Source organism: Nocardia sp. N2S4-5 (assembly GCF_044628355.1).
Lineage (GTDB): Bacteria > Actinomycetota > Actinomycetes > Mycobacteriales > Mycobacteriaceae > Nocardia > Nocardia wallacei_B.
In genome coordinates this window covers 2,013,045-2,038,789 of sequence record NZ_JBIUPM010000001.1, presented here as the reverse complement: position 1 = coordinate 2,038,789, position 25,745 = coordinate 2,013,045, and the positions used below count along the sequence as shown (strand labels likewise).

The following is a 25,745-nucleotide window of genomic DNA, read 5'->3' as shown; positions in this document are numbered from 1 at the left end:
TTCAGACCACCTGCTCTCGGTCGTTGTTTTCGGTATCGGCCTGCGCGCCGCCCTCGGGTTCCACGCCGAAGGTGTTGAAGGCCATGGCCAGCAGGATGTAGTTCCCCACTGTGAAGATCAGGTCCATGCGCTCGCGTTCGTCGAGCCGCTCGCCGAGCGCGGCCCAGACCCGGTCGGACAGGCGCGCGTGCTCGCGCAGCTCGTCGACCGCGTCGAGCACCGTCTGGTCGAAGGGGTCGGGGAGCCGCCCCTGCTGCACGCCGGCGATGTCCGCGGCCGACAACCCCTCCTGCGGGGCCATCTCGACGTGGCTGTGCCACTCGTAGGCGCAGGCGGTGACGTGCGCGATCCGCAGCACCACCAGCTCCCGCACCCGGACCGACAGGCTGGACCGGAACAGCACGTGCACACCGAATCTCAGGTACGCCTCGGTCAGTTCCGGGTATCGGACGAGGGTCGACATCGCCGGCCCGGCGCCGTCGGGGTTCTGGCGCTCGCGGGGCAGCAGCGGCCGTAATGCGGCACGGGTCCGGTCGTCCCATTGATCGGCCGGCAGCGGGGGCACGCGCATCCGCACTCCTCTCGTGAGAATCACATTCTCAATTTATGCCCATTAGATTTCCATGCGGGCGCTTCGGAGTCAATCTCGCGATCGCGTGGAAAACGTGCTAGCGGAGCAAGGGTCCGAGGAGTGCGTTTGCCGCCGGTCGCATGAAGTGGGAATATTCTTCTCTGAACACAGAACGCAGTTCTTCGACTCGCACCGGCGGCGGAGGGGAAACGGATGATCGAGGTCCTGACGGCGGTCCGGCCGTGACCGCGCCGCGGGACGTGGCGGGCCGTATCGCGCGGCAGTCACTGGCCGAGCGGGAGGCCGACTACGCCGGCGAGGTACGCCGCTTGCTCGATGCCGCACTGGGTCTGATGCGGACCGGCGGCGCCGCGGCGCCGCCTCGGGTGGCCGACATCGTGGCCGCGGCCGGGCTGTCCAACGACGCCTTCTACCGGCACTTCCGGTCCAAGGACGCACTGGTGGTGGCGCTGCTCGAGGACGGGACCGAACGCCTCTACGGCTATGTCGCGCACCGCATGAGCAAGGCCGCGACCGCCGAGGACAAGGTCCGCGCGTGGGCATCGGCGATCATGGTGCAGGCGGGCGCCGACATCGCGGCCACCACCCGCGCGGTGCTGTGGAATGGCACCGGTGCGAGCCAGGGTGTCGCCTCGGGCGCCGGGACGGCCGGGGTCCGCCTGGCCCACCTGCTGCACGAGCCGTTCGCCGAATTGGGCAGTGCGGACCCGGAATTCGACGCGTCGCTGGCCGGTCACGCGACCATCGGCAAGCTGGCGGAGTTCCTGTGGCGGCAGGTCGAGCCCGCACAGCCGGACGTCGAGCGCATCACCGCGTTCTGTCTGCGCGCCGCCCGTGCCGAGCGCTCGTGAGGCCACTCATATCTCGGCCGCGCCCTTGCGGACGGTGACCGGTTCGGCCAGCCGCTGTTCGTCGCACACCTGCTGCAGTTTCTCCAGGGTCTCGTCGAGACCGGCGCCCAGCCGCGGCCCGGGGGTGAAGGTGGCGGGCAGGTTCCGCATGCCCTGAATGACGCCGATGGTCTCGTAGTGCACGGTCGTCTCCGCGTCGCAGTGGTAGTCCGGCATCCGGTCCAGCACCGCCAGCAGCATTCGCTTGAACACCGTCCGGGCCACATTGGACCCGATGCACCGATGGATGCCGAGACCGAAGCTGTAGTGCCGGTTGCCTTTTCGCTCCAGATCCACGCGGTCGGGGTCGGCGAACACCTCCGGGTCCCGGTTGGCCATCGCCCACGACAGCCACAGCCGTTCGCCCTCCTTGAACCGGCCCCCCGCCACCGCGCAGTCCGCGGCGAAGGTGCGGCCGTCGCCGGGCGCGGGGGTGTAGTAGCGCAGGAACTCCTCGGTCGCCGAGTTCAGCATGAGATCGCGTTCGCGGCTGAGGATTTCGCGTTGATCGGCATGCTCGGACAGCCATTCGAGCGCATGGGCGGTGAGCGCGGTGGTGGTGTCGAACCCGCCGCCGATGATCAGGCCGAGCATGCCCAGCGCGTCCATGTCCGAAATGGGGGCGCCGAGCAGTCGCGCCCGGCCCACCGCGTGGATCAGTCCCGGCCGCGGTTGCTGCTTGATCTCCAGGTAATTGGCGAGCAGGTCCGCGTTCATCGCCTCGTTCATCTCGGCGACCCGGGCGTTGTCCGGTGAATCGGGCGGCGTGTACACCGACGCGTGCGCCGGTTCGTTGTAGACGGTCCATTTCCGCAGCGGGATGCCCAGCATCGCGAGGGTGAGCACCGCGGGCACGACGTTGGCGAGATCGTCGACGAAGTCGATGCGGCCGCCCTCGATGCGCTCGTCCAGGCAGGCCCGCACCACCTCGTCCACGAGCGGCACCCAGCGCTGGACGGCGGCGGGGGAGAGGTAGGGATTCAGGACCGCCCGCAGTTCACGCTGCTCGGGCGGATCCATTTCCAGGATGCCCGCCCGCATGTGCTGCCCGCGATCCGGCCGGGGGATCGTAATGCCCTGATAGCCGCGGCGGGCGCCGTCGGGATCGTGATCGTTGGACACGTGCGGGCAGCGCGCGAGTTCGAAGACCGTCCGGTTGCCCGCCGCCACCCAGTGCCCGCCGTAGGTGTCCGACCAGGCGATCGGGCAGGACTGCTGCATGCGCCGGGTGATGTCGGCGAACTGCTCCCGGTAGTGCGGGGTGTGCCGGTCGAAGTGGAAGACCGGCTGTCTGCGTTCGGTGTCGGTCGCCGTCTCGTCGCTCACCTGGGTGCTCCCCTCCGGAGGCGCCGGCCTCCTCGCTCCCATTCTGCACACCGGAGCAGAAGCGGGGGCCCATACTCGTGAGAAAGAATCCAAATTTCATGGGAGAGAACGACACTCTCTGATCGCTTCCGGAAGCAAGTATCGAATCGGCCCTGTGGGACTTTGCCGAGGCGTCGGCCGGGCGGCCCGGCGGCCGTTCGCCGAGGGTGTTGCCGTGGTCGGAATGTTGCTACAGTCCTCGTGTGACGAATGTATCATTCTCCGATAGCGAGAATGAAACTTTCCGAAGCTATGAGGAGGCGCGATGTCACGGGTTCTCTTGACCCCCTCGGCCTCAGATGCTACACAGATGCGCGGCCATCATGCTGTGCGAGTGCACAGCATCGGGCGTGGCCGGTGCATCTCCTGGTCGGAACACCACAGCCCATCGGGCATCAGGGAGGAAACGATGACCGACGCTGAGGACCGTGCCGCGCGGGAAGCGGGCTCGTGATGGCCGCGCCGTCGGTCGCGCCGGACCGGATCGCCGATCGGTCGGCGGCCCGGGAGGTCAGGCAGTGGGTGGGCGGGTATCTGCGCCGCCATCCCGGCGCCTCGCTGGAAACCGTTGGGGGACAGTTCGTTCTGGCCGTACGGGCCATTCAGTACCTGTTCGTCGATATCGCCCGCGGGCAGTTCCCGTTCCGCGAATTCGTGCAGCAGGCCGTGTTCATGGCGAAGACGGCGTACGTGCCCACCATCGCCGTGGCGCTGCCGATCAGCGCGACCATGTCGATCCAGTTCGGGCTGCTCGCCGGTCAGGTCGGCGCGACGTCGCTGGCCGGCGCCGCCGGTGGCCTGGCGGTGATCCGGCAGGCCGCGCCGCTGGTGACGGCCATCCTGCTGGCAGCGGCCGTGGGGTCGGCGATCTGCTCGGACCTGGGCGCCCGCAAGATCCGCGAGGAGATCGACGCCATGGAGGTCATGGGCGTCTCCGCGCTGCGCGCACTGGTGGTGCCGCGCCTGGCCGCGGGCGTCGTCGTCGCACTCGGGCTGACGGGCCTGAGCGCCTTCGTCGGATTCCTGGCCGGGTACCTGTTCAACGTCTACATCCAGGACGGCACGCCGGGCAGTTATCTCGCCACGTTCTCGTCCTTCGCCCGGGTCGGTGATCTGTACCTGGCCATGGTGAAGGCCGTGGTATTCGGCGTCATCGTCACCATCGTCTCGTGTGAGAAGGGGCTGACCACCAAGGGTGGGCCGGGCGGTGTCGCCAACTCCGTCAATGCCGCCGTCGTCGCCTCCATCATCCTGCTCATGCTGGTGAATGCCGGCTTCACCGAGCTGTACACCATTCTCTTTCCGAGGACGACGCTCTGATGGCCTCGCGATACTATCCGCCAGGGGTGCGGCCGATCCTCGTCGCCGGGGCTTCGATGTCCGCTCCGATCATGCGGATCGGACATATGGCCACCTTTTTCCTCCGGGTGCTCGGCGGAATTCCGGTGGTGCTGCGGAACTATCGCGCCGAATTCCTGAAGATGCTGTCGAATGTGACGTGGGGCAACGGTTCCATCGTCGTCGGCGGCGGTACGGGGCAGGTCATTCTGGTGCTCGGCGCGGCGGCCGGTGCGATCGTCGGCATCGAGGGTTTCAGCGCGCTGAAACTGCTGGGTATGGCCCCCGCGACCGGCATGATCGCCTCCACCGCGGCGACCCGCGAGCTGGCGCCCATCATGGCCTCGATCGCCTTCGCCGCGCAGGCGGGCTGCCGATTCACCGCGCAGCTGGGCTCCATGCGCATCTCCGAGGAGATCGACGCGCTCGACTCCATCGCCATCCGCCCGATCCCGTATCTGGTCACCACCCGGATGCTGGCCTCGATCGTGGCGATGGTCCCGCTGTACCTGGCCTGCCTGGCATTCAGTTACCTCGCCGTGGAAATCGTGGTCGGATTGTCGGGAGGGCAGTCGCCGGGCACCTACGAGCATTATTTCCGTCTCGTGCTCAGCAGCACGGACATCATCTATTCCCTGTCGAAAGCCATCGTTTTCGTCATCCTCACCACGACGATCCAGTGCTATTTCGGTTTCTACGCCTCCGGCGGCCCCCAGGGCGTGGGGGTGGCGGCGGGCCGCGCGATGCGCGCCAGCATCACCGTGATGATCTTCGTGAATCTGCTGATGACGATGACCCTGTGGGGCTTCGACGCCGGCGCGAGAATCAGTGGGTAGCAACAGATGTCGATTGCGTTCGAATCCGACGGCAAGGTACTGCCGAACTGGCAGCTGTTGCTGCGCGGCCTCGTCTTCCTGGTGGTGCTCGCCGCGGTGGGCGGTCTGATGATCGCCCGGTCCCAAGGCGCTTTCCGGGAGACCATCCGCGTGACCGCCGAACTGGTCAACGTGGGTGACGGCCTGCCCGCGAAGTCGGATGTGAAGTATCAGGGCGTCCTGGTCGGTCAGGTCATCGAGGTGACCCCGTCCACCGACGGCGGCCCCAACCACGTGCACATCAATATGAAACCCGGTCACCTGTCGGGGATTCCGGCCACGGTGACCGCCCGCGTCGTGCCGAGCAACGTCTTCGCGGTGCCGTCGATCCAGCTGGTGTACAACGGCAAGGGCGCGCCCCTCACGCCCGGGGCGCACATTCCGGAGGACCGCAGCCAGGAGACCGTCCGGCTGCAGACCTCGCTGACGGCGCTCAGCCGAATCGCCGCTGCCGCAGGACGTTCCGGCTCGGATCCGGCGCTGGGCATCCTGGCCGTCGTGGAACGCGCGACCGCCGGGCACGGCAGCGAAGCGGTCCGGGCGGGTGCGGAGCTGACCCGGATCTCCCAGGCGCTCAACGACGCGATGGCCCCCGACGGCACCGGCTCCACCCTGGACGCGCTGACGCAGGCACTGAACGGGTTGCGGTCCTCGGCGCCGGAACTGCTCGGCGCGGTGCACAGCGCGGTGACGCCGCTGCGCGCGGTGGCCGAGCGCCGCGACCAGCTGGCGAACCTGCTGACCGGCGGGCTGGCTACCACCGGGACGGTGGCGACGGCGCTGGAGAACAACACCGGCACCCTCACCGGCATCACCGGCAAGCTCGGCCCGGCACTCGGCACGATCGCCGACGGCAGCCCGAACTTCACGCAGATGGCGGTCTCGCAGAGCCAGATGTCCTACGACTTCATCAAGCTGTGGGACACCGCGGATCAGAACATGAACGCCAAGATCATTCTCGAACTCACGCCGCACCGGCAGTACACGCGGGCCGATTGCCCACGCTACGGCGACCTCGAGGGACCGAGCTGCCGGACCGGTCCGCCCGGCGGGCCCATCATCATCGGGCCCAACGCGGCCCCCGCGAGCAGTCCCGCGCTGGTCGGAGGCAATGTCGGCGCCATCGGCAGCCGCCAGGAGCAGGAGCAGATCGCCTCGATCCTCGGCGGGGCGCCCAACGCCGCGGCCGACATCCTGTTCGGTCCGCTGCTACGAGGTAACGACGTCAAGCTGACACCCGCGCCCGCACCGGCAGGAGAGCCGCGATGAGCTACCGCAAACCGTTGCTGATCCTGATCTTGTTCCTGGTGGTCTCGGTCGGGTTGACCTGGACGATGTATGTCACGTTGTCGCGCAGCGTAAGTGGTGAGACCGAGACGTACTCGGCGGTCTTCACCGACGTGTCGGGGCTGCACGCGGGCGACGACGTCCGGATGGCCGGGGTGCGGGTGGGCCGGGTGCGGGCCGTCGACCTCGACGGCGTCCGCGCGAAGGTGACCTTCGAGGTGCAGCGGGGCCAGAAACTGTACGGGAATACCGCGGCGTCGGTCACGTACCAGAATCTCATCGGGCAGCGCTATGTCGGATTGTCGTTGCGGGACTTCGGCGATCCGCAGGCGCTGCGCCCGGGCGGGCAGATCCCCGTCGAGCACACCGAGCCCTCGTTCGATATCTCCCGGCTGCTCAACGGTTTCGAGCCGCTGTTCAGCGTGCTCGATCCGCAGCAGGTCGACAACATCAGCGCGGCGGTGGTCCGTGCGCTGCAGGGTGACGACGGCGCCATCACGACGCTGATCGCCGAAACCGCCTCGCTCGCAGAGGCATTCGCGGGACCCGACCAGATCCTCGGGCAGGTGATCGACAATCTCAGCGGCGTGCTCGGCGACCTGTCGCGGCAGAGCGGCGAGCTGCGCACCGTGCTGCAGCAGACCCGCCGGATCTTCGACGGCCTGGCGCAGCATCGAGACGTGCTGTTCGGGCAGATGGAGGCCATCTCCGGCACGCTGGGCCGGGCCGCGGCCGTGGTGCGCGGGGCGAGCCCGGCGCTGAACCAGTTCGTCGATCGCGAACCGGGCTTCGCCCAGCACTTCGTGACGGGCAAGGACAAGTTCGCGTACGTGGGTTTCAACCTGCCGTACCTGCTGAAAGGACTGGCCCGCATCACCAACAACGGCGCCTTCCTCGACGCGTACGTCTGTGACGTGAAGGTCAGCATGATCCCCGGAATCGATCCGCTGATGTCGGCGATCCTCGGGCAGGTCACCCCCAGCGGCAAGGTCGAGAACTCCGGGATCTGTAGGTAGGTGGCGATGGTGAGACAACTGTTCCGGAGGGGCCCGCGCGGGCGTGGCCGCCCGCTCGAGGAGTACAGCAAGCTGAGGATCGGGCTGGTCGCGGTGGCCGTGCTCGCGATGGTCGTCGCGGTCACCGTGTTCGTCAATTCGCTGCATCTCGGTCAGGAGACCTACCGGGCGGACTTCGCCCAGGCGGCGGGCCTCGGCGCCGGTGACGGCGTCACGCTCGCGGGCATCCAGGTCGGCACCGTCACCGGGACCCGGCTGGCGGGTGATCACGTGGTGGTCACCATGAAACTGCAACGCGGGCTGCCGCTGGGCGCCGACTCCGGGGCGGCCATCAAACTGACCACGCTGCTGGGTTCGCGCTATGTGGAACTGCGGCCCTCGGGCTCGGGCCGCCTGCCCGGCAACACCATCGCGCTCGCGCACACCGAGGTGCCCTACGACCTGGAGACGGCGCTGCAGAACGCCACCACCACCTTCTCCAGCATCGACGCCGACCGGGTCGCGCAGACGATGAGCGCGCTGACCGATCAGCTGCGCGGCACCCCGGCGCTGGTGCCCGACACCCTGCAGAACATGCGGACGCTGGCGACGGTGATCGGCGATCGGCGCGCGCAGCTGGGGCAGCTGCTCACCAGTACCGACCAGGTGACCACCTTGCTGCGCGACCAGCAGGCGGAATTGGCCGGGATGATCACCCAGGGCCGGAATGTGCTGCAGGAGTTGATTTCCCGGCAGCAGGCCATCACGGGATTGCTCAACGCCGCGACCACCCTGGTGCAGCAGTTGCAGCCGATCGCGGTGGACGACCAGCCCGAAATCCAGCAGTTGCTCGACAATCTGGCGCAGATGACCGGAATGATCGCCGGTCACGACGATTTGCTTCGCAACATTCTGCAGATTCTGCCGGTGCCGTGGCGGCTGTTCGCCAATGCCACCGGTACCGGTCAGGAATTGGTGGGCAACGGGCCCGACGGCGCGTTCATCGATTCCTTCATGTGCGCGCTGAGCGGCTACGCGCAGCGCGTGAACCAGCCGACCTACTTCCAGGACTGCAAATGAGTACGGCGATTCGAGGGCTGAAGCTGGCGGCCGTGGCATTGCTCGGCGCGGTGCTGGCGGGATGCTCGAGCGGCCCGATCGGCGGGCTGACCGATAGGTCGATCACGGTGACCGCGCAATTCGCCAACGCGAACGGCCTGTACGTCGGCAATCCCGTCTCGGTCCTGGGCATGCGGATCGGCAAGGTCACCGGAATCGAGCCGCGCGGCGGCCACGTGGACGTGACCATGGATGTCGACAAGTGGGTGCAGATCCCGGCCGACGCCCAAGCGGTCACCGTCTCCGATTCCGTGCTGACCGATCGGCACATCGAATTCACCCCCGTCTATCGCAGCGGTCCGGTGCTGGCGGATCACGCCGTGCTGAGTATCGATCGCACCCGGACGCCGGTCGAATTCGACAGCCTGCTGGCGATGGCCGACAAATTGTCGAACTCGCTGGGCACCAACGACAACGGGCAGGGTCCGGTCGCCGGTCTGCTCGACATCGGATCGCAGATCGCCGCCGGTAACGGCAACAACCTGCGCGACGCGATGAGCGAATTGGCGCGAGCGCTGCAACTCGGCCCGGACAACGGGGAGGCGACCCGCGCCGCCGTGACCAAGGTCGTCCAGAATCTCGACGCCCTCACCGCGGCCGCCTCGCGCAACGATCAGGCGCTGCGCGATTTCGGTTCCGGCGTCCGGACGCTCAGTGACATTCTGGCGGAACAGAATCTGGGCACGGGGGACACCGGGGCGAAGCTCAATCAGATCGTCACCCAGATGGCCGATCTGATGGAGCGCAATCGCGGCAGTCTGCAAAATCTGGCGGGGAATGCGAACACCATGACGAAGTCGTTGGCGGACTACGACACCAATCTCGCCGAATTCCTCGACGTCTTCCCGCTGGTGACCGACAACGCCTACAACGCGATCGACCCGAACCTCCACGCGTTGCGCGGCACGGTCGGGCTCGACAGGTTCCTGCTGGACGGCCAGATGCTCAAGTCGGTGTGCAATCTGCTGGGGCTGCGGGAACTCGGCTGCGCGACCGGAACCGCGCGCGACATGGGTCCGGATTTCGGTATCGGCCAAATGCTCTCCGTGATCGCGGGAGCACCGCCGAAATAGCAGGAATGGCGAGAGTATGAGGATGAAATTCGCTCCGAGACACCGTGGTTCACGGCGCCGGCTGCTCGGTATCGCCGCGGTGGTGACCGTGTCGGCCACCGGCTGTTCGGTGAGCCTGGACAAACTTCCGCTGCCCGCGCCGGGTGTCGAGGGCTATTCGCTGACGGCCACGTTCGCCAACGCGCTCAACCTGCCGACCAAGGCGAAGGTCCGGCTCAACGGCGCCGACGTCGGTCAGGTGGAATCGATGCAGGCGAAGGACTACACGGCAGTGGTGTCGATGCGCATCCAGTCCGGTGTGCAGCTGCCCGCGGGGACCACCGCCGAATTGCGTTCGGCCACACCGATGGGCGACGTGTTCGTCGCGCTGACACCCCCGGCCCATCCCGACCTCGGTGCGCCGAATCTCGCTGACGGCGCGAGCATTCCGCTGCAGGCGACCTCCGCGGCGGCCACCATCGAGGAGGTGCTCACCCGGGCCGCGCTGCTGGTCAACGGCGGCGCCATCGAGAATGTGACGAGTCTGGCGAACAGTCTCGGCGAGGCGGTGGGCGGGCGCGGCGACCGCCTGGCCACCCTGATCCGGGAGACCCGGGATCTGGTGAACAATCTCGCGACCCGCTCCGACCGGATCCGCGAAATCCTCGCGAGCACAGGCGATCTGAGCGCGTCGCTGGCGGGGCAGCGCACGGATGTGACCGATGCGATGGCCGCCGCCGGTCCGGCGCTGCAGGTCATCGGCGACAACACCCAGAACATCGTCGATCTCATCGGTCAGGTCAACCGGATCACCGATCAGCTCGCCAAGTTCCCGTCGATGCAGGGCGCCAACGACCGCAGCCTGATCCAGTCGGTGAACAAGCTGGCCGAGAATCTGAATATCGCGGCCACTGCGCCCGGTGCGAACCTCGACGCGCTGATCTCGAACGTTCCGCTGATCATGAAGGTGACCAACGCGGCGTCCGCTCACGTGAATGTCGATATCGCCAAGCTGGCGGTCGGGGCGGTACCCGATCCGGGCAGCCCCGCCGATTCCGGTGGCCGGCCGCCGGACGCGACGGACTGGACGAATTTCATCGGGTCGCTGGCGTACACCCTCAACCGTCTGAAGGACAGAGTCGAGCCGGGCCGATGAACACAACTGCTGTACGAAATGTGGTGCTGGAGCCGCCGGCGCGGGTGCTGGTGTACTCGGCGCGGCTGCTGGCGCGGCACCGCTTGCTGACCTCCGGGCTCGGACTGCTGCTCGTCCTCGCGCTCGGCATCGGCTATCTGCTGCTGGGCTCCTTGCAGATCAACCCGCTTCGGTCCCAGTACCAGGTGCGGGTGGAGCTGGCGCAGTCCGGCGGGCTGCTGCCCGATCAGGACGTGACGCTGCGCGGGGTGCGGGTGGGTCGGGTGCGGACCGTCGATGTGGACGGCGACAAGGTGGTGGCGGTCGCCGCCATCAACTCCGGCGTGCACATACCGGTCGGTGGGGATGTCCGGGTCTCGTCGCTGTCGGCGGCGGGTGAACAGTTCCTGGATTTCCTGCCCGCGGCGGAGAGCGGGCCGTATCTGTCCGACGGCGATGTGGTCACCCAGGACCACACGGCGATACCGGTCACCATGGCCACTGTGCTCGGCAGTATGAGCGGCACCCTGACGCAGATCGATCCGGCCAAGATCGAAGGCATCGTCCGCGAATTGGGCGGGGGTGAGGCCGCGCCCGAGAAGCTGGCCGCCATCGTCGACGGCGGGATGTTCCTGCTCTCGACCTTGGATTCGGTTCTGCCGCAGACGGTTTCGCTGCTGCACAACAGCAAGGCGGTGCTCACCATGCTCGGTGACGTGGCGCCGGGGCTGCAGGCGACCGCGGGGAATCTGTCGCAGACGATGGCGGGCGTCGGGTCGATGGCGGGCGGTTACGGGACGTTGGTCGACAACGCGCCGAAACTTCTTGCGGGAGTGGACAATGTCATCGCCGACAACTCGCCGACCATGGTGCAGCTGCTGGGCAACCTGACCACGACGGCGCAGATGGCGTATCTGCACATTCCGGCGTTGCAGGAGTTCTTCTGGCCGCAGCAGCGGACGGGCTCGACGCTCGACGCCATCCATTCCGCGATGCACGACGGGGCGGTGTGGGCCATCGTGAGCCCCTACCCGGCCTACTCCTGCGACTACGACCTGCCCCGCGATCCGGGATCGGTGCCCGACTATCCGGAACCGTTCCTGCACGCGCGCTGCACCAATCCCGATCCGTCGATCCTGCCCCGCGGCGCCGCCAACGCGCCCCGGCCGCCGGGCGACAACACCGCCACCATTGCCCCCGGCGTGGACCCGCTGCAGCGCGCGGATCCGACGCCCACCGGTCCCTACACCGTTCCGCACGCCGACGGCGGCCCATACGTGCCGGGAGGGTGACGCACCACAGCCCGGGGGCGCCCGAGAACGTGACGATGGGAGAGAACAATGGACAGAACATCCGTGGTGACGGTGGAAAAGGACGCCGCCGCAACGACATCCGACGTGGTGAGTGAGGATGCTCCGGAAGAGGCGGCGAGTGTTTCGGAGTCGTCTCCGGCCGGAGCGTCGGAGTCGGCCGTGGCCGAGGCGGACGGGGACCGCGACGGTTCGTGGCGCCGATGGGTGCCGCGCCCGCTGACCGCGGTGCTCGTCGTGCTGCTGGTGGTGGCGGTGGTCTTCGCGGTGGTCTTCGGCTGGAAGCTCGACAACCGCAACGACCGCACCGACGCCGGCCGCGCCGCCCTGACCGCCGCCCAGAACTACGCGGTCGCCCTGACCAGCATCGACTCGTCCCATCTCGACCCCGACATCGCCACCGTCCTGAACGGCGCCACCGGCGAGTTCAAGGACATGTACGGCAAGTCCGCCGACCAACTCAAACCCATGCTCCTGCAAGCCAAGTCGGTCAGCAAGGGCCACGTAGTAGCCGCCAGCATCCAATCCGCCTCCGAAACCCAAGCAGTAATAATGCTTTTCGTAGACGCCGAAATAACCAACGTCACCAACCCCCAACCCCGAATAGACCGCAACCGCATCCTCATGACCATGGAAAAGGTCGACAACCACTGGCTCGCCAGCAAGGTAGAACTCCCCTGACCCACCCAGCGTTCCGTACCGGACGTTTTAACCCGGGTAGGATGTGGTGAAACGGTTTGGAAAGGGGGAGGGGATGTCATCGGACAGTCACTCGGAGCAGGTTGAGGATCCGCGCGCTCGTTGGCGGCATCTGCCTGCCGAACCGACTCATTACGTCGAGGAGACCAACGTCGACGGGAGTTCGTCGAACCATACGGTGCCCGCTGTCGACCCGGGTCAGGAGTTCACTCGCCTCTACGGGGGCTAGGTCGAATGTGGAGGTCGCCGCGCGCTTGCTCCGCACCCTCGAACAGTTCCCTCTAGCGGCGCAGGCCGGACGTGAGCAGCACTGCTAGGCCATGTCCGGTGTCGGATTGTCCTCACCGCCCAGGCTCTACCGATCGCCCGATCAATCATTCGCACTGGGCTGTGCACTGAACGGCCCTGGGAGCGTGTACTTTTCATCTATCGCGGCGTGCACGGCGTTGCCTGTGATTGCCACGATTCTGGCGCTGTTCGGCCGCGCCCCCGCGCTGACTACCCCCCACTCAGGGGGTGGGCCGGGACAGTACTTCCAATCGGATGCGACCCTGGTAGCTGCGGACCGTACGCTCGGGTGTGGTAACGATTGGATCTGGTCGGGTGATTAGCATTGCGGCGGGCCGCGGTGAGGCCGTTCGTGGTGACGTTGTCGTTGGGGGGCGAGTTAGGGAGGTTGTCGAGATGGCATCGCCGAGGAGGATCGGTGCGCCCGACGCCAAGAACCGCGCGGTGCTGATGGATGCCGTGGAGGAGTTGATGCTCGAGGAAGGGTACGCCGCGGTCACCTCGCGCAGCGTGGCCCGCAAGGCGGGCCTCAAGTACCAACTGGTGCACTACTACTTCCGCACGATGGACGACCTGCTGCTGGCGGTGTTCCAGCGCCGCGCCGAAGAGGGCTTACGCCGCCAGGCGGAGGCGCTGGCGGGGCCCGAACCGCTGCGCGCGCTGTGGCAGTTCGGCACCAAGCCCGGCGCCGCCCAGCTCGTCATGGAGTTCGCCGCCATGGCCAACCACCGCAAGGTGATCCGGACCGCGCTGACCGAGTACTCCCAGCGATTCCGCGAAGCAGAGATCACCGCACTGCGAAAGCTGTTGCAGGAGTATCGGATCGATACCGACGCCTACCCGCCGGCGGTGTTCGCGGTGATGGCGGCGGGGATGTCGCGGCTACTGATGATCGAGGAGTCGCTCGACGTGACCGGCGGCCACGCCGAAACGTTCGACTGGGTCGAGCGGCACCTGGACAGGCTCGAACGGCGGCGATCCGACGCCGTCAGCGATTCTTCGCATACGGCGCACTGACCGCGGGCACGGCCACGCCCACCTCGACACGAGCGCGGTCCTGATAGAAGGCGATATGCCCGCGCAGCAGCGCGACCTCCGCGTACGGCTCGGGATACTCCCACGCCACCGGATCCGGATGCTCGGCCGGACGCCAGTACCGCGCGGTGCCCTTGAACGGGCAGCGGCTGGTCAGCGGCACGGGAACGAGCAGATCGAAGCGCACGTCCGCCTCCGGCACGTAGAACGCGATCCCGTGATCCTGCTCCGCGACCAGCAGTCCCGCCGTCGTCTCCGCGAGCACGTCCGCGCCGAACGTCACGCGAATCAGATTGCGGACGCGCCGCACATCGACGCGGTAATCGGGCCACTCGACATAACCTGACGGTTGCACGGCTGTCTCCTCGGGTCAGAGCAGGGGACCGGACGCACGGCCGTTGGACGGTAAGCCGCGCACCATCGCGTGCACGGTGTAGGAGGCGACCAACCGGCCGTCCTCGGTGTGTATCCGCCCTTCGCTGTGCGCCTGCCCTCGGCCGGTATACGTCGCGCGGGTGGCGTACAGCAGCCACTGCGACACGTCCGCTTCATCGTGAAAGGTAATGGTGGCCATGGTGATTCCGGTCGAGATCGACCGGTGTGCCATGGCCTCGCCGAACCCGGCGTGCGGGCGCAGCGCCGCCGCGACGGTCCAGTGCGTGGTCGACTGGCTCAGCAATGCCGCGTGCAGATGCTCGGGGCCGGGCGCGTCCCGGAACCTAGTCCATACGAACAGCTCGGGCGGCCCGATCCGATCCGGATCCGGGTCGTAGGCGTCGTCGACCACGCGCATGTCGCGGCCCGCCACCTCGGCGCCCGGAATCGCGAGCGAGCGCAGCCCCTCGGGCGGGGGCACCCGCGGCGGCTCCTCGGTCGTCCGCACCAGATCGGGCGCACCGGCGTCGAGCAGCACAGTGCCCGCGGCACAGAGCTTCTCGTGCTGGTACACCCGCACCTGCGCGGTGGTGAAGGTACGTCCGGTGCGCAGCGTCTCGACCGAGATGCTCAGCGGCGCTTCGTGTTCGGCGATCCGCGAGAAGATCATCGAGACCGCCGTCACCCGCTGGTGCGGCACCTCCTTGGCCGCGGCGACCACCGCGGCGCCGAGCAGCTGGCCCGCCTCGACCACATTGCGTTCCGTCGGACCGTGCGCCGGGGCGAGATAGCGCCCCTCGCCCTCCGGCCGCACATCCATCAGGCGCAGCAGTTCCCGCTGGGTCCACGGCAGCACGGCCGTGGCGCGGACAGTGCCCTCACTCATCCGGCCACCCGCGGGCACGGGCGCGCTCGGACCGGCCGGGTCGCGGCCGCCTCCGAGACGCGCCCGCGGGTGCCGGCCGGGCCGCCGCCGTCAGCTCGCCCTCGCGGCGTAGGCCTCGGCGTACTCCTTGCGGGACGTGGTCGAGGTGTCGACATCCTTCGCCTGGGCGCGCAGCGCGCCGACCGTCGCCTGTTCCTTCGGGATGTGCGCGAACGGGTCCCAGTTCAGGAAGCGGCAGGCGTTCTCCCAGGTGATCTTGTTGATATCGGCGTCACTGGCCCCGGCCGCCTGCAGCTCCTCGAGCACGAATTCCGGCGCGTTCGGCCAGATCGAATCCGAGTGCGGGTAGTCGCATTCCCACGCGATGTTCTCGATGCCGATGTCGTGGCGCATCTTCAGCGAGGTGCGGTCGGTGACGTAGCAGGCGATGGTGTGCTCCCGGAACACCTCGCTGGGCATCTTGCCGCCGAAGTCGCGGCGCAGCCACTTCTGGTTGGTGTAGTGCCGGTCGGAGCGGTCCAGGAAGAACGGGATCCAGCCGACGCCGCCCTCGGAGAAGGCGACCTTGAGCTTCGGGTAGGTGCGAAATGCCGGGCCCCACAGCAGATCCTGGGCCGCGATCAGCGACACGCTCGGCGCCAGCACCATGAGGTTGTCGATCGGTGCGTTCGGCGCCAGGTTCAGCACCCGGAAACCCTGGCCGATATGCAGATTCATCACCGTGCCGTGGTCGGACAGCGCGGCCAGCACCGGGCCCCAGTAGTCCATGTCGTGGTAGCTGGGCAGGCCGTCGAGGTGCGGCAGCTCCGGCATCGACACCGAATGGCAGCCCTTCTCCGCGACCCGCGCGATCTCGGCGACCGCCAGCTTCGGATCCCACAGCGGCAGAATCGACAGCGGAATGAACCGGCCGGGATACGCGCCCGCCCAGTCCTCGATGTGCCAGTCGTTGTAGGCCTGGATCATCGCGACGGTGATCTCGTCCTTGAAGTAGGCCAGGTGCCCCGCGCTGAATCCGGCGAAGGTGGGGAAGCACATCGAGGTGAGGATGCCGTTGGCGTTCATGTCGCGGATGCGCTCGTGCACGTCGTACACGCCGGGCCGCATCTCCGCGTAGCCCGCCGGGTCGTAGCCCCATTCCTCCGGCGGCCACGACACCACGGCGTTGAGGCCGGTGACCCCGGTCGGCCGGTCCCGGTAGACCCAGCGGTCGATGCCCTTCTCGTCCACGACGACCTTGGGGGCCAGATCCGCCCACTTCTTCGGGACATGGCCGTCGAACATGTGGATCGGCTCGACCACATGGTCGTCGATACTTACCAGGATCATGTCGTCGATGTTCACGGGACTCCTCGCTGTTCGTGCGGAATGTCGTACGGGTCGACCCCGAGCGTGGCGCGAGATTTTCAATCTCCACCTACGAGAATGATACTCTCGCATCTGGCGTAGACGATACACTCAGGGTCCTGCCGAGGGCAGGGAATCCGGCGACGCGGGTGCTCGCCGGATCATCGCCGCCCGGGTGGCGCGGTCGCGACGCTGTCGGAGAAGCCCGTCTCCAGCGCGCGCAGGGCGGTGTCGAGATACTCGGTGAGATCGGCGTCGGCGCGCTGCACCCAGCTGTCGTAGGCGGCGCGGCACACCGCCAGGGTCGCCCGGCCGACCGCGAGGCAGTACAGCGAGTCCGCCGGACGTCCGGTGCGCCGGGCGGCGAAGTCGCTGATCGCCCGCTCCCATGCGTGGTAATGCACCGCCGCGCTGGCGATCAGATCCGGGACCGAGCTGAGCAGGATCATGCGCATCCGCAGTTCCGGCACGTCGGCGGTCTGATATCGGTTGGCCGCCAGCACGGCGCGGCGGATGGCGGCGAGCAGGCCCAGATCCGCCGGCGCGCGGTCGAGTTGGGCGCGGATCGCGCCGACCTCCGTATCGAAGCGGTGCCACAGCACCGCGGCCTTCGAGTCGAAGTAGCGGAAGAACGTGCGCCGGCTGACGCCCGCGATCGCGGCGATCTGTTCGACGGTCGTCTCCTCGAAGCCCTGCGTCGTGAACAGCCGCAGCGCGACGAGCTCCAGTTCGCGGCGACTGGTGCCGCGGGGGCGGCCCGATCTTGTTTCTGACACGCAATGACATTATCGTAAATGGAGAACAGCATTTCCATTTCGTCACTGTGTGACGAAAGCGCACATCCGGGAGTCCTCATGATCGACGACGCTGTGGAGACGGAGCACGATTCGGTACGCGACGCGGGGTCGTACCGGGCCGGAACCCGGTGTGCGGCATCGCTGTCGCGCGAGGTGCGGTCATGAACGGCCCGCGGTACCGGTTGGCCGATCTGACCTGGACGGAGATCCGGGATCGCGCGGCCGCCGGCGCCTTGCTGGCCGTTCCGGTCGGCGCCACGGCACCGCACGGGCCGCATCTGCCGGTGTCCGCCGACACCGACGTCGCGGGCGCGCTGTGCGAGCGCTTGGCGCGGTCGCGCACCGACGTGCTGGTCGCGCCGCCCGTCGCCTATGGGTGTGGCGGCGCGGTCGGCGCGCTGTCCATCGGGCAGTCGGCGCTCGAGCTGGTACTCACCGAGCTGGGGCGCAGTGCCTGCGAGACATTCGAGCGGGTGCTGCTGGTTTCGACGCATCACGGTAGCGCCGAACCGGTGGCACGCGCCGTCGACCGGTTGCGGGCCGAGTCGCGCGACGTGCGGGCCTTCGCCCCGTACTGGAACGGTGATCCGCACGCCGGACGCACCGAGACGGCGTTGATGCTGGCCGTCCGTCCCCTGGCGGTCCGGGACTACCGGGCGGTGGCGGGTGGTGCTCGCCGGGCGCCGGAACCGGTGCCGCCGTTGCGTTCCTGCGGCGTGCGCGCGATCAGCGACGCGGGCGTCCTCGGCGACCCGGCCGGTGCGACCGGAGCGGAGGGCGGCGTCCTCGCCGAGGCATTGGTGCGGGCGCTGGCGGACCGGATCGAGCGGTGGCACGAGACGGCGGCGGCATGAGGGCGATCCGGGCCGGAAGCGGGGTGGCGTCGTGGCGCGGGCTCGACACGTAGCGAATTCCACCGGGCATCGCCGGGTCGCCGTGGTGACCGGCGCGGCCCGGGGGATCGGCGCGGCCACCGTTTTGGCGCTGGCCGATCGCGGGTGGTCGGTACTGGCGGTCGACGTGGCCGCCGACGATTCGGTGCTGCCGTACGCGATGGGGACCAAACAGGAACTGCTCGCGGTCGCCACCGAGGCGGGCGGCCGGGTCAACCGGGTCGGCGCGGTGCGGCCGTTCGTGGCCGATGTCCGCGACGCCGACGCGCTGCGCGCCGCCGTGGCGGAGGCGGTGGACGCCTGGGGCGGGCTGGACGCGGCGATCGCCGCCGCCGGTGTGATCGCCGGGGGAGTGCCCCTGTGGGACATGCCGATCGAGCAGGAGCGTGCGGTGCTCGACGTCTGCCTGGGCGGTGTGACGAACCTGGCGCGCGCGGCCGTCCCGGCCCTGCTGGACCGCCCCGCCCCGCGATCGGGGCGATTCCTGGCCGTGGCCTCGGCCGCCGCGACGAAGGGGTTGCCGCAGCTGGCGGCCTACTGTGCGGCCAAAGCCGGTGTGGCGGGGCTGATCCGGGCGCTGGGCGCGGAACTAGGCGGCACCGGAGTCACGGCGAACGCGGTCAGTCCCGGCTCCACCGACACCGCGATCCTGGACGAGACCGCCCGCCTCTACGGCTTCTCCGATCCCGGGCGTTTCGGTGGGCAGCAGCCGGTGGGCCGACTGCTCGCACCGGGGGAGATCGCCGCGGTGCTGGCCTTCCTCGCCGGGGCCGACAACAGCGCGATGACCGGCGCGGTGATCCCCGTCGACGGCGGGCTCGCCCTTTGACCGACTGGTGAACTCGACGACCGGGAAGACCTAGGAGACAGGAGTTCTCATGGCGGGGCTGCCGCTGCTGCCCGGATTCGGTGAGCCGCTGCGGTATTCGGCCGAGGACGCGGCGGCGGCCGTCGGTATCCCGCTGGTGCAGGCCCGTCAGTACTGGCGGGCGCTCGGCTACCCGACGACCGGCGACACCGCGGTGGCGTTCGGCGCCTCGGACGTGCAACTGCTGCGCACCATCAGCGGATACGTCTCGGAAAACGTCATGACCGAAGCGGATACGCTGCGCCTGACCCGGGTGCTGACGCGGGCGATCGCGCACCTGGCGCACCTGCAGGTGGAGATCCTGGCCAGCCAGCAGGCGCGGGCCCGAGCCGGCGGGATCGACGTGGTGGAGCAGATGATGCACCGGATGCCCGAGGTGCAGCGGGTGCTCGGGCAGATCTGGGTGCGCCAATTGGCCGGCGCCATGCGGGCTTTCGACGCGGACGCCGATGCCGATCCGGGGGCGGCGGTGGCGGTGGGGTTCGCCGATATCGTCGATTTCACCGAGTTGAGCCGGCATCGTACCGACAGCGAACTGACTCGCATCGTCGGCCGCTTCGAATTCCGTTCCACCCAGGTGATTTTCGAGTCGGGCGGCAGCGTGGTGAAGACGCTGGGCGACGAGGTGCTGTTCACCGCGCACGACGCGGCGGCGGTGGCGGACATCGCGACTCGGCTGATCGCGCAGTTCGCCGCCGACCGCGACATTCCCGGGCTGCGGGTCGGGGTGGCGCTGGGACCGGTGATCCGGTATCTGGGCGACATCTTCGGCGTCACGGTCAATCTCGCCAGCCGCCTGACGGCGCTGGCCGATCCCGACACGGTGCTGGCGGCGCCCGCGGTCGCCGAGGCGCTGGCCGCGCATCCGGGCTTCCACCTGAAACCCCTGCCGGACACCGAGATTCGCGGCATCGGGACGGTGGCGCCGGTGCTGGTCGAACGGCAATGAGAGACAGCGAGAGGCGAATGGCCGAATTCTTCTTGTTCATACCGCAGATCCGGATGCCGATGGCCGACATCGTGGAGCGTGCGCAGACCGCGGAGTCGGTCGGGTTCGACGGGGTGGCGTTCATCGATCACCTGGTGGCGCCGGGCGCGGAGCACCAGCCGCTGTGGGAGGCGATGACCGTCGCGAGCTGGGTGGCGGCGCGGACGAACCGGCTGCGGGTCGGGCACCTGGTGCTGTGCGACGCGTTCCGGCATCCCGCGGTGCTCGCCAAGCAGGCGGTGACGCTGCACGAGGCGTCCGGCGGCAGGTTCGAGCTCGGGCTCGGGTCCGGTTCGATACCGGCGGAATTGGTCCGGTTCGAGATCACTCGGGCGCGGGCGGCGGAACGCCGGGAGCGGCTCGAACGCACGCTGGCGTCGTTGCGGCGGTACTGGGGCACGACGGCGGAAGCCCAAGTGCCGCAGCCGTCCACGCCGATTCCGCTGGTGCTCGGCGGGACCGGGGCGAAGACGCTGGAGCTGGTCCGGGAGTACGCGACCTGGTGGAATCTGCCCGCGACGGAACTGGGCCGGTTACCCGACCTGCTGCCCTCGATCGGCTCGGCGGGGGCCTCGATTCAGCAGATGATCGGTTTCGTGGGGGCCGGGCAGTCCGCGGCGGAGGTGCGGGCGGTGAGCGAGCGCCGCTTCGGCTATCTCGGCGACGGGCTGCGATGCGGGGACGCGGACGATCTGGTGGAGCATTTCGGTGGTCTGGCGCGGCTCGGCGTGCGGCGTTTCTATGTGTGGTTCGCGGACTTCGCGCCGCCCGCGACGCTGGCGGAGTTCGGGGAGTCGGTGGTGCAGGTTCTGCGTCGCGCGGGAGTGCACCCGCGCTGAATGTCTCAGGCTCGGTACACCGGTCGGCCGTCCACGATGGTGGCGGCGATGAGGTCGGTGGTGGGGGTGCCCAGGATGTCGTTCGGTGGTGTGCGCAGCAAGGTCAGGTCCGCGGCTCCGCCGGGTTCGATGGTGCGACGGCGTCCGGGACAGTGTGCCTCCCCGAGGAACAATGCGACGGCCGTGTGGAGCGAAACGCTCTCGGCGCCAGATGGTTTCGCGGGCCGTTCGACGGCGGCGCGGACGACCGCCCACGGATCGGCGGATCCGAAGGGGGCGTCGGTCCCGGCCGCGACGGCGACGCGGGCATCGAGCAGTGACCGCAGTCGCCACAGGTCGGGTTGTTCGTCGGCGGGCACGTCCCGGGCGTACTGGTCGGCGCGCTCGATCGGGAAGTGCGGTTGCGTGATCACCGGTAGCCTGTGGTCCCGCAGCCACGACATCGACTCCGCCGGGATGATCGCGCCGTGCTCGATACGGTCGCCGCGGCGCACTCCGGCGCTGTCCAGCGCGGCCATGGTCACGATCAGCTGTACCCGCGTGACACAGTGCACCGCAACGGATCTGCCCGCCGCGTGCGCGGCGCGGAACTGGTCGGTGAGATCGTCCAGCGGCGGCAGCGCGGTGTCGTCGAGCAGGAACTTGGTGGGGCCCAGCGTGAATCGCGGCTCGGGCGGTCCGGACAGGCCGGGCGGAGCCATGCAGTGCATCCGCTGCACGATGCGCCGGTCGGCGACCAGCTCCGCGAACCCGTCGATATCGGCCTGCCGCAGTGCCGGGGTGGCGTCGGTGAAGCCGGTGATCCCGCGCGCGGCCGCGGCGGCGCTCACTCCGGCCGGGTCGGGTGGCGCCGACCGCAGGCCCTCCGCCAGCCACGCGTCCATCCGCCACAGCCGACCCGTCGCGCGCCCGGCGGCATCGCGTTCCACGCCGGGGAGCGCGCACTCGTCCACGCGCAGTAGTTCGCAGGCACGGGAATTGAGCACCCACAACGCCCCCGACCGATGCTGCACCCGCACCGCGCGGCCGCTCACCATCCGGTCCAGCGCCCACCGGTCCAGCGGCTCGTCGCTCGTTTCGTGATACCCGACGGCCCGAATCCACGTGTGGGCGGCCGCTTCCCGATCGGCCCGGCGCAACCGCTCAGCGGGGTCACGTACCGGTGGCTCGTCGAGCCGCACCGATTCCGCGAGGGCCGCTGTAGCCCGCACATGTGTGTGGTGATCGTGCAATCCCGGCAACAGCCACCCACCCCGCGCGTCGATATCCTCCTCGCCCACTTCCGCCCGCAAACCCCGTCCGCACTCGGTGATGCGCCCCCGAGACCACCGCACATCGGTACACGCGCTCCCGAACACCGTCGCATTGCGAATCAGCATGTCGGCTCGCCCTGCCTCTCGGCCACGAAAGGGATTGCGCGGGAGCGTCTTCCACGTATGGCACGAATTGAGGTGGCGGTTGCGGGCATGGCTCAGGAGACCGCCTGCGCGGGAATCGGCTGGGAGAGTACGGGTTGCGTGCGGTGGAGGTGGTCGCACTCGACGGCCCATGTGTCGTGGTGGCGTACGAGCCGGTGCGGGCCGTGGGAGAGGGCGGGGGCGGTGGCGAAGGCTGTGGCGGTGGCGCGCATGGACAGGTCGATGAGCAGCCCGCCGCCTGCCTGGACCGCGCCCGCCACGGCCAGGGCGGCGCATATTCCGGAGAGCGGGTCGCCGATGGCATCGGCGCAGAAGACGGGCTCGCCGTCGTGCCACCCGACCAGGCCGCCCGCGACCGCCGCATCGTCGCCGAACGCGACGCGCATCGGGTGGTCGCGGCCGTAACCGGTGAGGCTCAGCCAGATCTGCCCGGGGCGGTGCGGCCGGGAGTCAGGTCCCAGCCCCAATTGCTCCAGTGCGCGTGGTCGGGATGCCTCCAGGACGATGTCTGCGGAGTCGATCAGCGTGGCCACTTCGTCTCGCCCGGAAGGGGTTCGGAAGTCGACGGATCGGAATTCGTGACCGGCGTGCAGCCATTCGAAGAACTGCGGTGTACTCCGGCTCGCGTCGGGGCGATGGACGCTCTCCACCTTGATGACCCGCGCACCGGACCGCCCGAGTAGATGCGCACACAGCGGTCCCGCCCACAGGGACGACAGATCGACCACCACGCACTCGTCGAGCCCGCGCCCGGCCACCCGGTCGCCGATGCGCTCGCTTCGCCACGGCGTGCAGCGGTGCGGGGTGGTCGGCAATGCCGCCGCCGGGACACCCAGCAACTGTGCCCGCTCGGCCAATTCCCTTGCGGTCCAGTGGGTCGCGGCCGATTCGAGAGTGACCCACGGGTCCTCGTGACACGGCTCGCCGACGAGCGCGGGCACCGCCTCGATATCGTCGGGCCGACTCAGCGACACCGCACACCACCCGTCCGCAGTCCGCAACAGCCGCCCGGCCCCACCCGCCGTCCGCCGCCCGGCCCGCCGCAACACGCGCAAGCCCGCCCGCCCGGCAAGAATCACCCCCGGATCCGGATCCACCCGCCGCCCGATTCGCTCGGTCAGCGCAGCGAATACCCGCGCGACCTCGACCAGCAAACCGTATGCCGGTGCGGGCGACAACACCGGCGGACCGTCCGCCGCACCCGTGAGGTCCATAGCCCCGGACGCCGCCCAGCCCAGCGCCGCACATTCGGCCGGTTCCGCGTCATCTGTGCCCGAAAACCGCGTTCCCCCTTCGGGTCCTGCGCCGGAGGTTGTGGTTCCCAGCGAGCTCAGCCAGCCGCGGACGACGGCGGCGGGAGTGTCGGGCTGGGGAGGCGTGGTCATCGGGGCGTCCTCGACAGCATGCTCAGGCCCGGCGAATCGCTGTGCGGGAGCTCGGTTTCGGCGAGCCGGTCGACCAGTCCCCACTCGAGTGCGGTCCGGACGGGCACGGGCTCGCCGGTGAGCATGAGCCAGGCCGCGCGCCAGCGGCCGATTCGGCGGGGGACACCGACCGTGCCACCGGCGCCCGGGACCAGGCCCATGCTCAGTTCCGGGAATTGGAAGTAGGTGTCGGGGGCGGCGATCACGGTTCCGGCGAAGGAAGCCATCTCGGCGCCGGCGCCGATGCAGGCGCCGTGCACGCGGGCGGTCAGCCGACCGGCGATGCGGTCCATCACCGCCCACGGCGCTCGGTCCAACCGGACCAGATATGCGGCGACAAGATCGGTGGCGGTACCGAATTCGTCCAGGTCGCCGCCGCTACAGAAGGCCGGACCGGCGCCGGACAGCTCGACCGACTCGATGGCCGGGTCGGCATCGGCGACCGCCAGCGCCGCCAGCAGCTCCTCCCGCATCCGGGCGTTCAGGGCATTGCGGCGTCGGGGCCGGTCCAGCGTGACAGACAGCGCGGCACCGTCCCGGCGCACGCGCACCGGTTCCCCGCCCGGGGTGGGATCCGCTCGCGCCGGACCTCTTTCGGCAAGCCAGCGGGCGAATTCGCTGCCCCCCAGCAACATCGAGTACACCGCCGCCTCCGCGGCCAGCGCGGGCGTCGTCGGGAGCGCCGCGGTCTGCCGCAGCAGGTGCCCGCAGGCGATCGCGGCGCGCGTGGCGTGGTCCACGGCGCGGCGCAAGGTATCCAGGGCCGCACCGACATCCGGGACGGTGACCACCTGCTGCCAGCGTTCGGAGACCGGCTGATCGACGAGGGTCAGGGTGGAGGCGCTGAGCAGCGGCCGCAGCTGTGGCGGCGGCGGCTCGCGCAACACCGTCACCACCAAGGGCACGGCGCGTTCCGCCACCGCCGCCAGCCGCACCGCCTCGGCCGCGGACAGGTCGTGCGGACGCCGCGGCTCCAGCACCACGAGTGGCTCGCCGGGCTGCCCGTCGGGTCCGAGGTCGATACCGGTGAGGTCGATCATGGGCGCACATTCCGCGCGCGGCCGCGCCGGCGCGAGCACGGGATCCGTGGGTAACGGCGGGTTTCGGACCCCGTGCGCGCCCTGCTGCGGCGCCGATCGCGGCGACCCGGTTGGGGTTGCACTGGAATGGCCGCCGGCGACCGCCCCGTGGGGGCTACCACAGCTGGTCCTTCATCGCCCGCGTGGTCGCGGGCGGCAGGCGGCGGGTCCACAGGTGATAGGGCACGTCCACATCATAATGAGATCCTCCTTACCTGGCTGCGAGAATGATATTCTCTCAACCGATGCATGGCAATGCCGACAGTTGCGGGAGCGGCGGGCCGGAAGGAGTGGCGTCGATGCCGACAGGGAGCGCGCGGGCCGACATGGTGGCCGTGCTGCGGGAGGAATTGCGGGTCCAGGCGACCCGTACTGTGGTGTTCCATTCCGCGGTCGCCGCGCGACTGGGTATCACGGTCACCGATCTGTCGTGCCTGAATCTGTTACGGATGCGGGGTCCGCTGACGCCGGGCGAGCTGGCGGACCTGCTGGGGATCGCGCGCGGTGGCGCCATTACCACCGTTGTCGACCGCCTGGAACGCGCGGGTTACGTGCGCCGCAACCGGGACGCGCAGGATCGGCGGCGGGTCCGGGTGGAACCGGTGGCGGTGCGCGCGGAGGTGGCGGTGGCGCCGCTGTACGGGGAGCTGACCGCCCTCGGCGACAGCCTGCCCGACGACGACGAGACGCTGGCGGCGCTGGTGAGCTTCGTGCGGGACTACAACGCCGCGCTCGCCCGGGCGACCGGCCGGGTGTCCGAAGCCGACGCGGTGTGAACCGAATCGGTCGTAAATAGGCTCTCCGTATGAGAGAATGCTATTCTCGTTCGGGTTGCATGTGAGGCTGCGAAG

At 69.0% G+C, this 25,745-nt stretch carries 25 protein-coding genes; 16 read left to right on the top strand and 9 right to left on the bottom strand.

Annotated elements, in window-relative coordinates; translation table 11 throughout:
• Position 1: 1 nt before the first annotated feature.
• Complete coding sequence (locus ACFMRZ_RS08965) at positions 2-571, bottom strand: carboxymuconolactone decarboxylase family protein (RefSeq protein ID WP_400178686.1); 570 nt, start codon at positions 569-571, stop codon at positions 2-4.
• A 242-nt stretch (positions 572-813) separates the two neighbouring features.
• Between ACFMRZ_RS08965 and ACFMRZ_RS08960 the strand changes: the two genes are divergently transcribed.
• On the top strand, positions 814-1,443 hold the full coding sequence (locus tag ACFMRZ_RS08960) for a TetR/AcrR family transcriptional regulator (RefSeq protein ID WP_400178685.1): 630 nt from the start codon (positions 814-816) through the stop codon (positions 1,441-1,443).
• Positions 1,444-1,449: 6 nt separating this feature from the next.
• Here the strand turns inward: ACFMRZ_RS08960 and ACFMRZ_RS08955 are convergent, their stop codons facing one another.
• A complete protein-coding gene (locus ACFMRZ_RS08955; protein ID WP_400178684.1) occupies positions 1,450-2,850 on the bottom strand; it encodes a cytochrome P450 in 1,401 nt (466 codons plus the stop codon).
• 450 nt (positions 2,851-3,300) lie between these two features.
• On the opposite strand from ACFMRZ_RS08955, the gene ACFMRZ_RS08950 reads away from it, so the two are divergent.
• The 10 genes from ACFMRZ_RS08950 (at position 3,301) to ACFMRZ_RS08905 (ending at position 13,962) form a co-directional block, all read left to right on the top strand.
• Entirely contained in the window at positions 3,301-4,167 is an 867-nt protein-coding gene (locus tag ACFMRZ_RS08950) for an ABC transporter permease (RefSeq protein WP_280270233.1), read from the top strand.
• Entirely contained in the window at positions 4,167-5,021 is an 855-nt protein-coding gene (locus ACFMRZ_RS08945) for an ABC transporter permease (RefSeq protein ID WP_280270234.1), read from the top strand. The genes ACFMRZ_RS08950 and ACFMRZ_RS08945 overlap by 1 nt, the downstream gene beginning before the upstream one ends.
• Before the next feature lie 6 nt (positions 5,022-5,027).
• Positions 5,028-6,329: an MlaD family protein gene (locus ACFMRZ_RS08940; RefSeq protein ID WP_400178683.1), complete on the top strand. Its 1,302-nt coding sequence runs from the start codon at positions 5,028-5,030 to the stop codon at positions 6,327-6,329.
• Entirely contained in the window at positions 6,326-7,363 is a 1,038-nt protein-coding gene (locus ACFMRZ_RS08935) for an MCE family protein (protein WP_400178682.1), read from the top strand. Before ACFMRZ_RS08940 ends, ACFMRZ_RS08935 begins: the two co-directional genes overlap by 4 nt.
• Positions 7,364-7,369: 6 nt before the next feature.
• Positions 7,370-8,422 carry an MCE family protein gene (locus ACFMRZ_RS08930; RefSeq protein ID WP_400178681.1) on the top strand — a complete coding sequence of 351 codons (1,053 nt, stop codon included), beginning with the start codon at positions 7,370-7,372 and terminating at the stop codon, positions 8,420-8,422.
• Entirely contained in the window at positions 8,419-9,534 is a 1,116-nt protein-coding gene (locus ACFMRZ_RS08925) for an MlaD family protein (protein ID WP_400178680.1), read from the top strand. The genes ACFMRZ_RS08930 and ACFMRZ_RS08925 overlap by 4 nt, the downstream gene beginning before the upstream one ends.
• A 22-nt stretch (positions 9,535-9,556) precedes the next feature.
• Positions 9,557-10,669: an MCE family protein gene (locus ACFMRZ_RS08920; RefSeq protein ID WP_400178679.1), complete on the top strand. Its 1,113-nt coding sequence runs from the start codon at positions 9,557-9,559 to the stop codon at positions 10,667-10,669.
• Complete coding sequence (locus ACFMRZ_RS08915; protein WP_400178677.1) at positions 10,666-11,940, top strand: MlaD family protein; 1,275 nt, start codon at positions 10,666-10,668, stop codon at positions 11,938-11,940. Before ACFMRZ_RS08920 ends, ACFMRZ_RS08915 begins: the two co-directional genes overlap by 4 nt.
• Before the next feature lie 48 nt (positions 11,941-11,988).
• Complete coding sequence (locus ACFMRZ_RS08910; RefSeq protein ID WP_400178676.1) at positions 11,989-12,639, top strand: hypothetical protein; 651 nt, start codon at positions 11,989-11,991, stop codon at positions 12,637-12,639.
• Between the two features lie 702 nt (positions 12,640-13,341).
• Positions 13,342-13,962 carry a helix-turn-helix domain-containing protein gene (locus ACFMRZ_RS08905; protein ID WP_280270242.1) on the top strand — a complete coding sequence of 207 codons (621 nt, stop codon included), beginning with the start codon at positions 13,342-13,344 and terminating at the stop codon, positions 13,960-13,962.
• Here the strand turns inward: ACFMRZ_RS08905 and ACFMRZ_RS08900 are convergent.
• The 4 genes from ACFMRZ_RS08900 to mftR form a co-directional block, all read right to left on the bottom strand.
• Complete coding sequence (locus tag ACFMRZ_RS08900; RefSeq protein ID WP_280270243.1) at positions 13,934-14,335, bottom strand: DUF427 domain-containing protein; 402 nt, start codon at positions 14,333-14,335, stop codon at positions 13,934-13,936. The two genes, ACFMRZ_RS08905 and ACFMRZ_RS08900, sit on opposite strands and share 29 nt — an antisense overlap.
• Before the next feature lie 15 nt (positions 14,336-14,350).
• Complete coding sequence (locus tag ACFMRZ_RS08895; protein WP_400178675.1) at positions 14,351-15,241, bottom strand: acyl-CoA thioesterase; 891 nt, start codon at positions 15,239-15,241, stop codon at positions 14,351-14,353.
• Between the two features lie 90 nt (positions 15,242-15,331).
• Positions 15,332-16,585, bottom strand: a complete 1,254-nt coding sequence (locus ACFMRZ_RS08890) for an amidohydrolase family protein (protein ID WP_280273887.1) — start codon at positions 16,583-16,585, stop codon at positions 15,332-15,334.
• Between the two features lie 164 nt (positions 16,586-16,749).
• A complete protein-coding gene (gene mftR, locus ACFMRZ_RS08885; RefSeq protein WP_280273888.1) occupies positions 16,750-17,364 on the bottom strand; it encodes a mycofactocin system transcriptional regulator in 615 nt (204 codons plus the stop codon).
• A 182-nt stretch (positions 17,365-17,546) separates the two neighbouring features.
• Between mftR and mftE the strand changes: the two genes are divergently transcribed.
• Genes mftE through ACFMRZ_RS08865 form a run of 4 tightly spaced genes read left to right on the top strand, consistent with a single transcriptional unit; the run spans position 17,547 to position 20,973 of the window.
• Positions 17,547-18,239: a mycofactocin biosynthesis peptidyl-dipeptidase MftE gene (mftE, locus tag ACFMRZ_RS08880; RefSeq protein WP_400178674.1), complete on the top strand. Its 693-nt coding sequence runs from the start codon at positions 17,547-17,549 to the stop codon at positions 18,237-18,239.
• 31 nt (positions 18,240-18,270) lie between these two features.
• Positions 18,271-19,107 (top strand): mycofactocin-coupled SDR family oxidoreductase, encoded by an 837-nt coding sequence (locus tag ACFMRZ_RS08875; RefSeq protein ID WP_400178673.1) that lies wholly within the window; start codon positions 18,271-18,273, stop codon positions 19,105-19,107.
• Positions 19,108-19,156: 49 nt separating this feature from the next.
• Positions 19,157-20,095, top strand: a complete 939-nt coding sequence (locus tag ACFMRZ_RS08870; protein WP_400178671.1) for an adenylate/guanylate cyclase domain-containing protein — start codon at positions 19,157-19,159, stop codon at positions 20,093-20,095.
• 17 nt (positions 20,096-20,112) lie between these two features.
• Complete coding sequence (locus ACFMRZ_RS08865) at positions 20,113-20,973, top strand: LLM class flavin-dependent oxidoreductase (RefSeq protein ID WP_400178670.1); 861 nt, start codon at positions 20,113-20,115, stop codon at positions 20,971-20,973.
• Positions 20,974-20,978: 5 nt separating this feature from the next.
• On the opposite strand, the gene ACFMRZ_RS08860 is transcribed toward ACFMRZ_RS08865, so the two are convergent.
• The 3 genes from ACFMRZ_RS08860 to ACFMRZ_RS08850 all read right to left on the bottom strand — a co-directional run bounded on the left by ACFMRZ_RS08860 (position 20,979) and on the right by ACFMRZ_RS08850 (position 24,855).
• On the bottom strand, positions 20,979-22,352 hold the full coding sequence (locus ACFMRZ_RS08860) for an amidohydrolase family protein (RefSeq protein ID WP_400178669.1): 1,374 nt from the start codon (positions 22,350-22,352) through the stop codon (positions 20,979-20,981).
• Between the two features lie 92 nt (positions 22,353-22,444).
• The gene (locus tag ACFMRZ_RS08855; protein WP_400178668.1) at positions 22,445-23,776 is read right to left on the bottom strand and encodes a CoA transferase; all 1,332 of its coding nucleotides are present in this window, start codon (positions 23,774-23,776) and stop codon (positions 22,445-22,447) included.
• Entirely contained in the window at positions 23,773-24,855 is a 1,083-nt protein-coding gene (locus ACFMRZ_RS08850) for an enoyl-CoA hydratase/isomerase family protein (RefSeq protein ID WP_400178666.1), read from the bottom strand. Before ACFMRZ_RS08850 ends, ACFMRZ_RS08855 begins: the two co-directional genes overlap by 4 nt.
• Before the next feature lie 338 nt (positions 24,856-25,193).
• Between ACFMRZ_RS08850 and ACFMRZ_RS08845 the strand changes: the two genes are divergently transcribed.
• On the top strand, positions 25,194-25,670 hold the full coding sequence (locus ACFMRZ_RS08845) for a MarR family transcriptional regulator (protein ID WP_280273896.1): 477 nt from the start codon (positions 25,194-25,196) through the stop codon (positions 25,668-25,670).
• Positions 25,671-25,745 lie beyond the last annotated feature (75 nt).

Excerpts from the sequence above, each read along its gene's own strand:
- ACFMRZ_RS08850 (WP_400178666.1), bottom strand. The coding sequence starts at position 24,855 with ATGATCGACCTCACCGGTATCGACCTCGGACCCGACGGGCAGCCCGGC.
- ACFMRZ_RS08930 (WP_400178681.1), top strand. The coding sequence starts at position 7,370 with ATGGTGAGACAACTGTTCCGGAGGGGCCCGCGCGGGCGTGGCCGCCCG.
- ACFMRZ_RS08870 (WP_400178671.1), top strand. The coding sequence starts at position 19,157 with ATGGCGGGGCTGCCGCTGCTGCCCGGATTCGGTGAGCCGCTGCGGTAT.
- ACFMRZ_RS08865 (WP_400178670.1), top strand. The coding sequence starts at position 20,113 with ATGGCCGAATTCTTCTTGTTCATACCGCAGATCCGGATGCCGATGGCC.
- ACFMRZ_RS08950 (WP_280270233.1), top strand. The coding sequence starts at position 3,301 with ATGGCCGCGCCGTCGGTCGCGCCGGACCGGATCGCCGATCGGTCGGCG.
- ACFMRZ_RS08965 (WP_400178686.1), bottom strand. The coding sequence starts at position 571 with ATGCGCGTGCCCCCGCTGCCGGCCGATCAATGGGACGACCGGACCCGT.
- ACFMRZ_RS08940 (WP_400178683.1), top strand. The coding sequence starts at position 5,028 with ATGTCGATTGCGTTCGAATCCGACGGCAAGGTACTGCCGAACTGGCAG.
- ACFMRZ_RS08955 (WP_400178684.1), bottom strand. The coding sequence starts at position 2,850 with ATGGGAGCGAGGAGGCCGGCGCCTCCGGAGGGGAGCACCCAGGTGAGC.
- ACFMRZ_RS08845 (WP_280273896.1), top strand. The coding sequence starts at position 25,194 with ATGCCGACAGGGAGCGCGCGGGCCGACATGGTGGCCGTGCTGCGGGAG.
- ACFMRZ_RS08920 (WP_400178679.1), top strand. The coding sequence starts at position 9,557 with ATGAAATTCGCTCCGAGACACCGTGGTTCACGGCGCCGGCTGCTCGGT.
- ACFMRZ_RS08855 (WP_400178668.1), bottom strand. The coding sequence starts at position 23,776 with ATGACCACGCCTCCCCAGCCCGACACTCCCGCCGCCGTCGTCCGCGGC.
- ACFMRZ_RS08935 (WP_400178682.1), top strand. The coding sequence starts at position 6,326 with ATGAGCTACCGCAAACCGTTGCTGATCCTGATCTTGTTCCTGGTGGTC.
- ACFMRZ_RS08915 (WP_400178677.1), top strand. The coding sequence starts at position 10,666 with ATGAACACAACTGCTGTACGAAATGTGGTGCTGGAGCCGCCGGCGCGG.
- mftE (WP_400178674.1), top strand. The coding sequence starts at position 17,547 with ATGAACGGCCCGCGGTACCGGTTGGCCGATCTGACCTGGACGGAGATC.
- ACFMRZ_RS08860 (WP_400178669.1), bottom strand. The coding sequence starts at position 22,352 with ATGCTGATTCGCAATGCGACGGTGTTCGGGAGCGCGTGTACCGATGTG.
- ACFMRZ_RS08910 (WP_400178676.1), top strand. The coding sequence starts at position 11,989 with ATGGACAGAACATCCGTGGTGACGGTGGAAAAGGACGCCGCCGCAACG.
- ACFMRZ_RS08945 (WP_280270234.1), top strand. The coding sequence starts at position 4,167 with ATGGCCTCGCGATACTATCCGCCAGGGGTGCGGCCGATCCTCGTCGCC.
- ACFMRZ_RS08905 (WP_280270242.1), top strand. The coding sequence starts at position 13,342 with ATGGCATCGCCGAGGAGGATCGGTGCGCCCGACGCCAAGAACCGCGCG.
- ACFMRZ_RS08925 (WP_400178680.1), top strand. The coding sequence starts at position 8,419 with ATGAGTACGGCGATTCGAGGGCTGAAGCTGGCGGCCGTGGCATTGCTC.
- ACFMRZ_RS08895 (WP_400178675.1), bottom strand. The coding sequence starts at position 15,241 with ATGAGTGAGGGCACTGTCCGCGCCACGGCCGTGCTGCCGTGGACCCAG.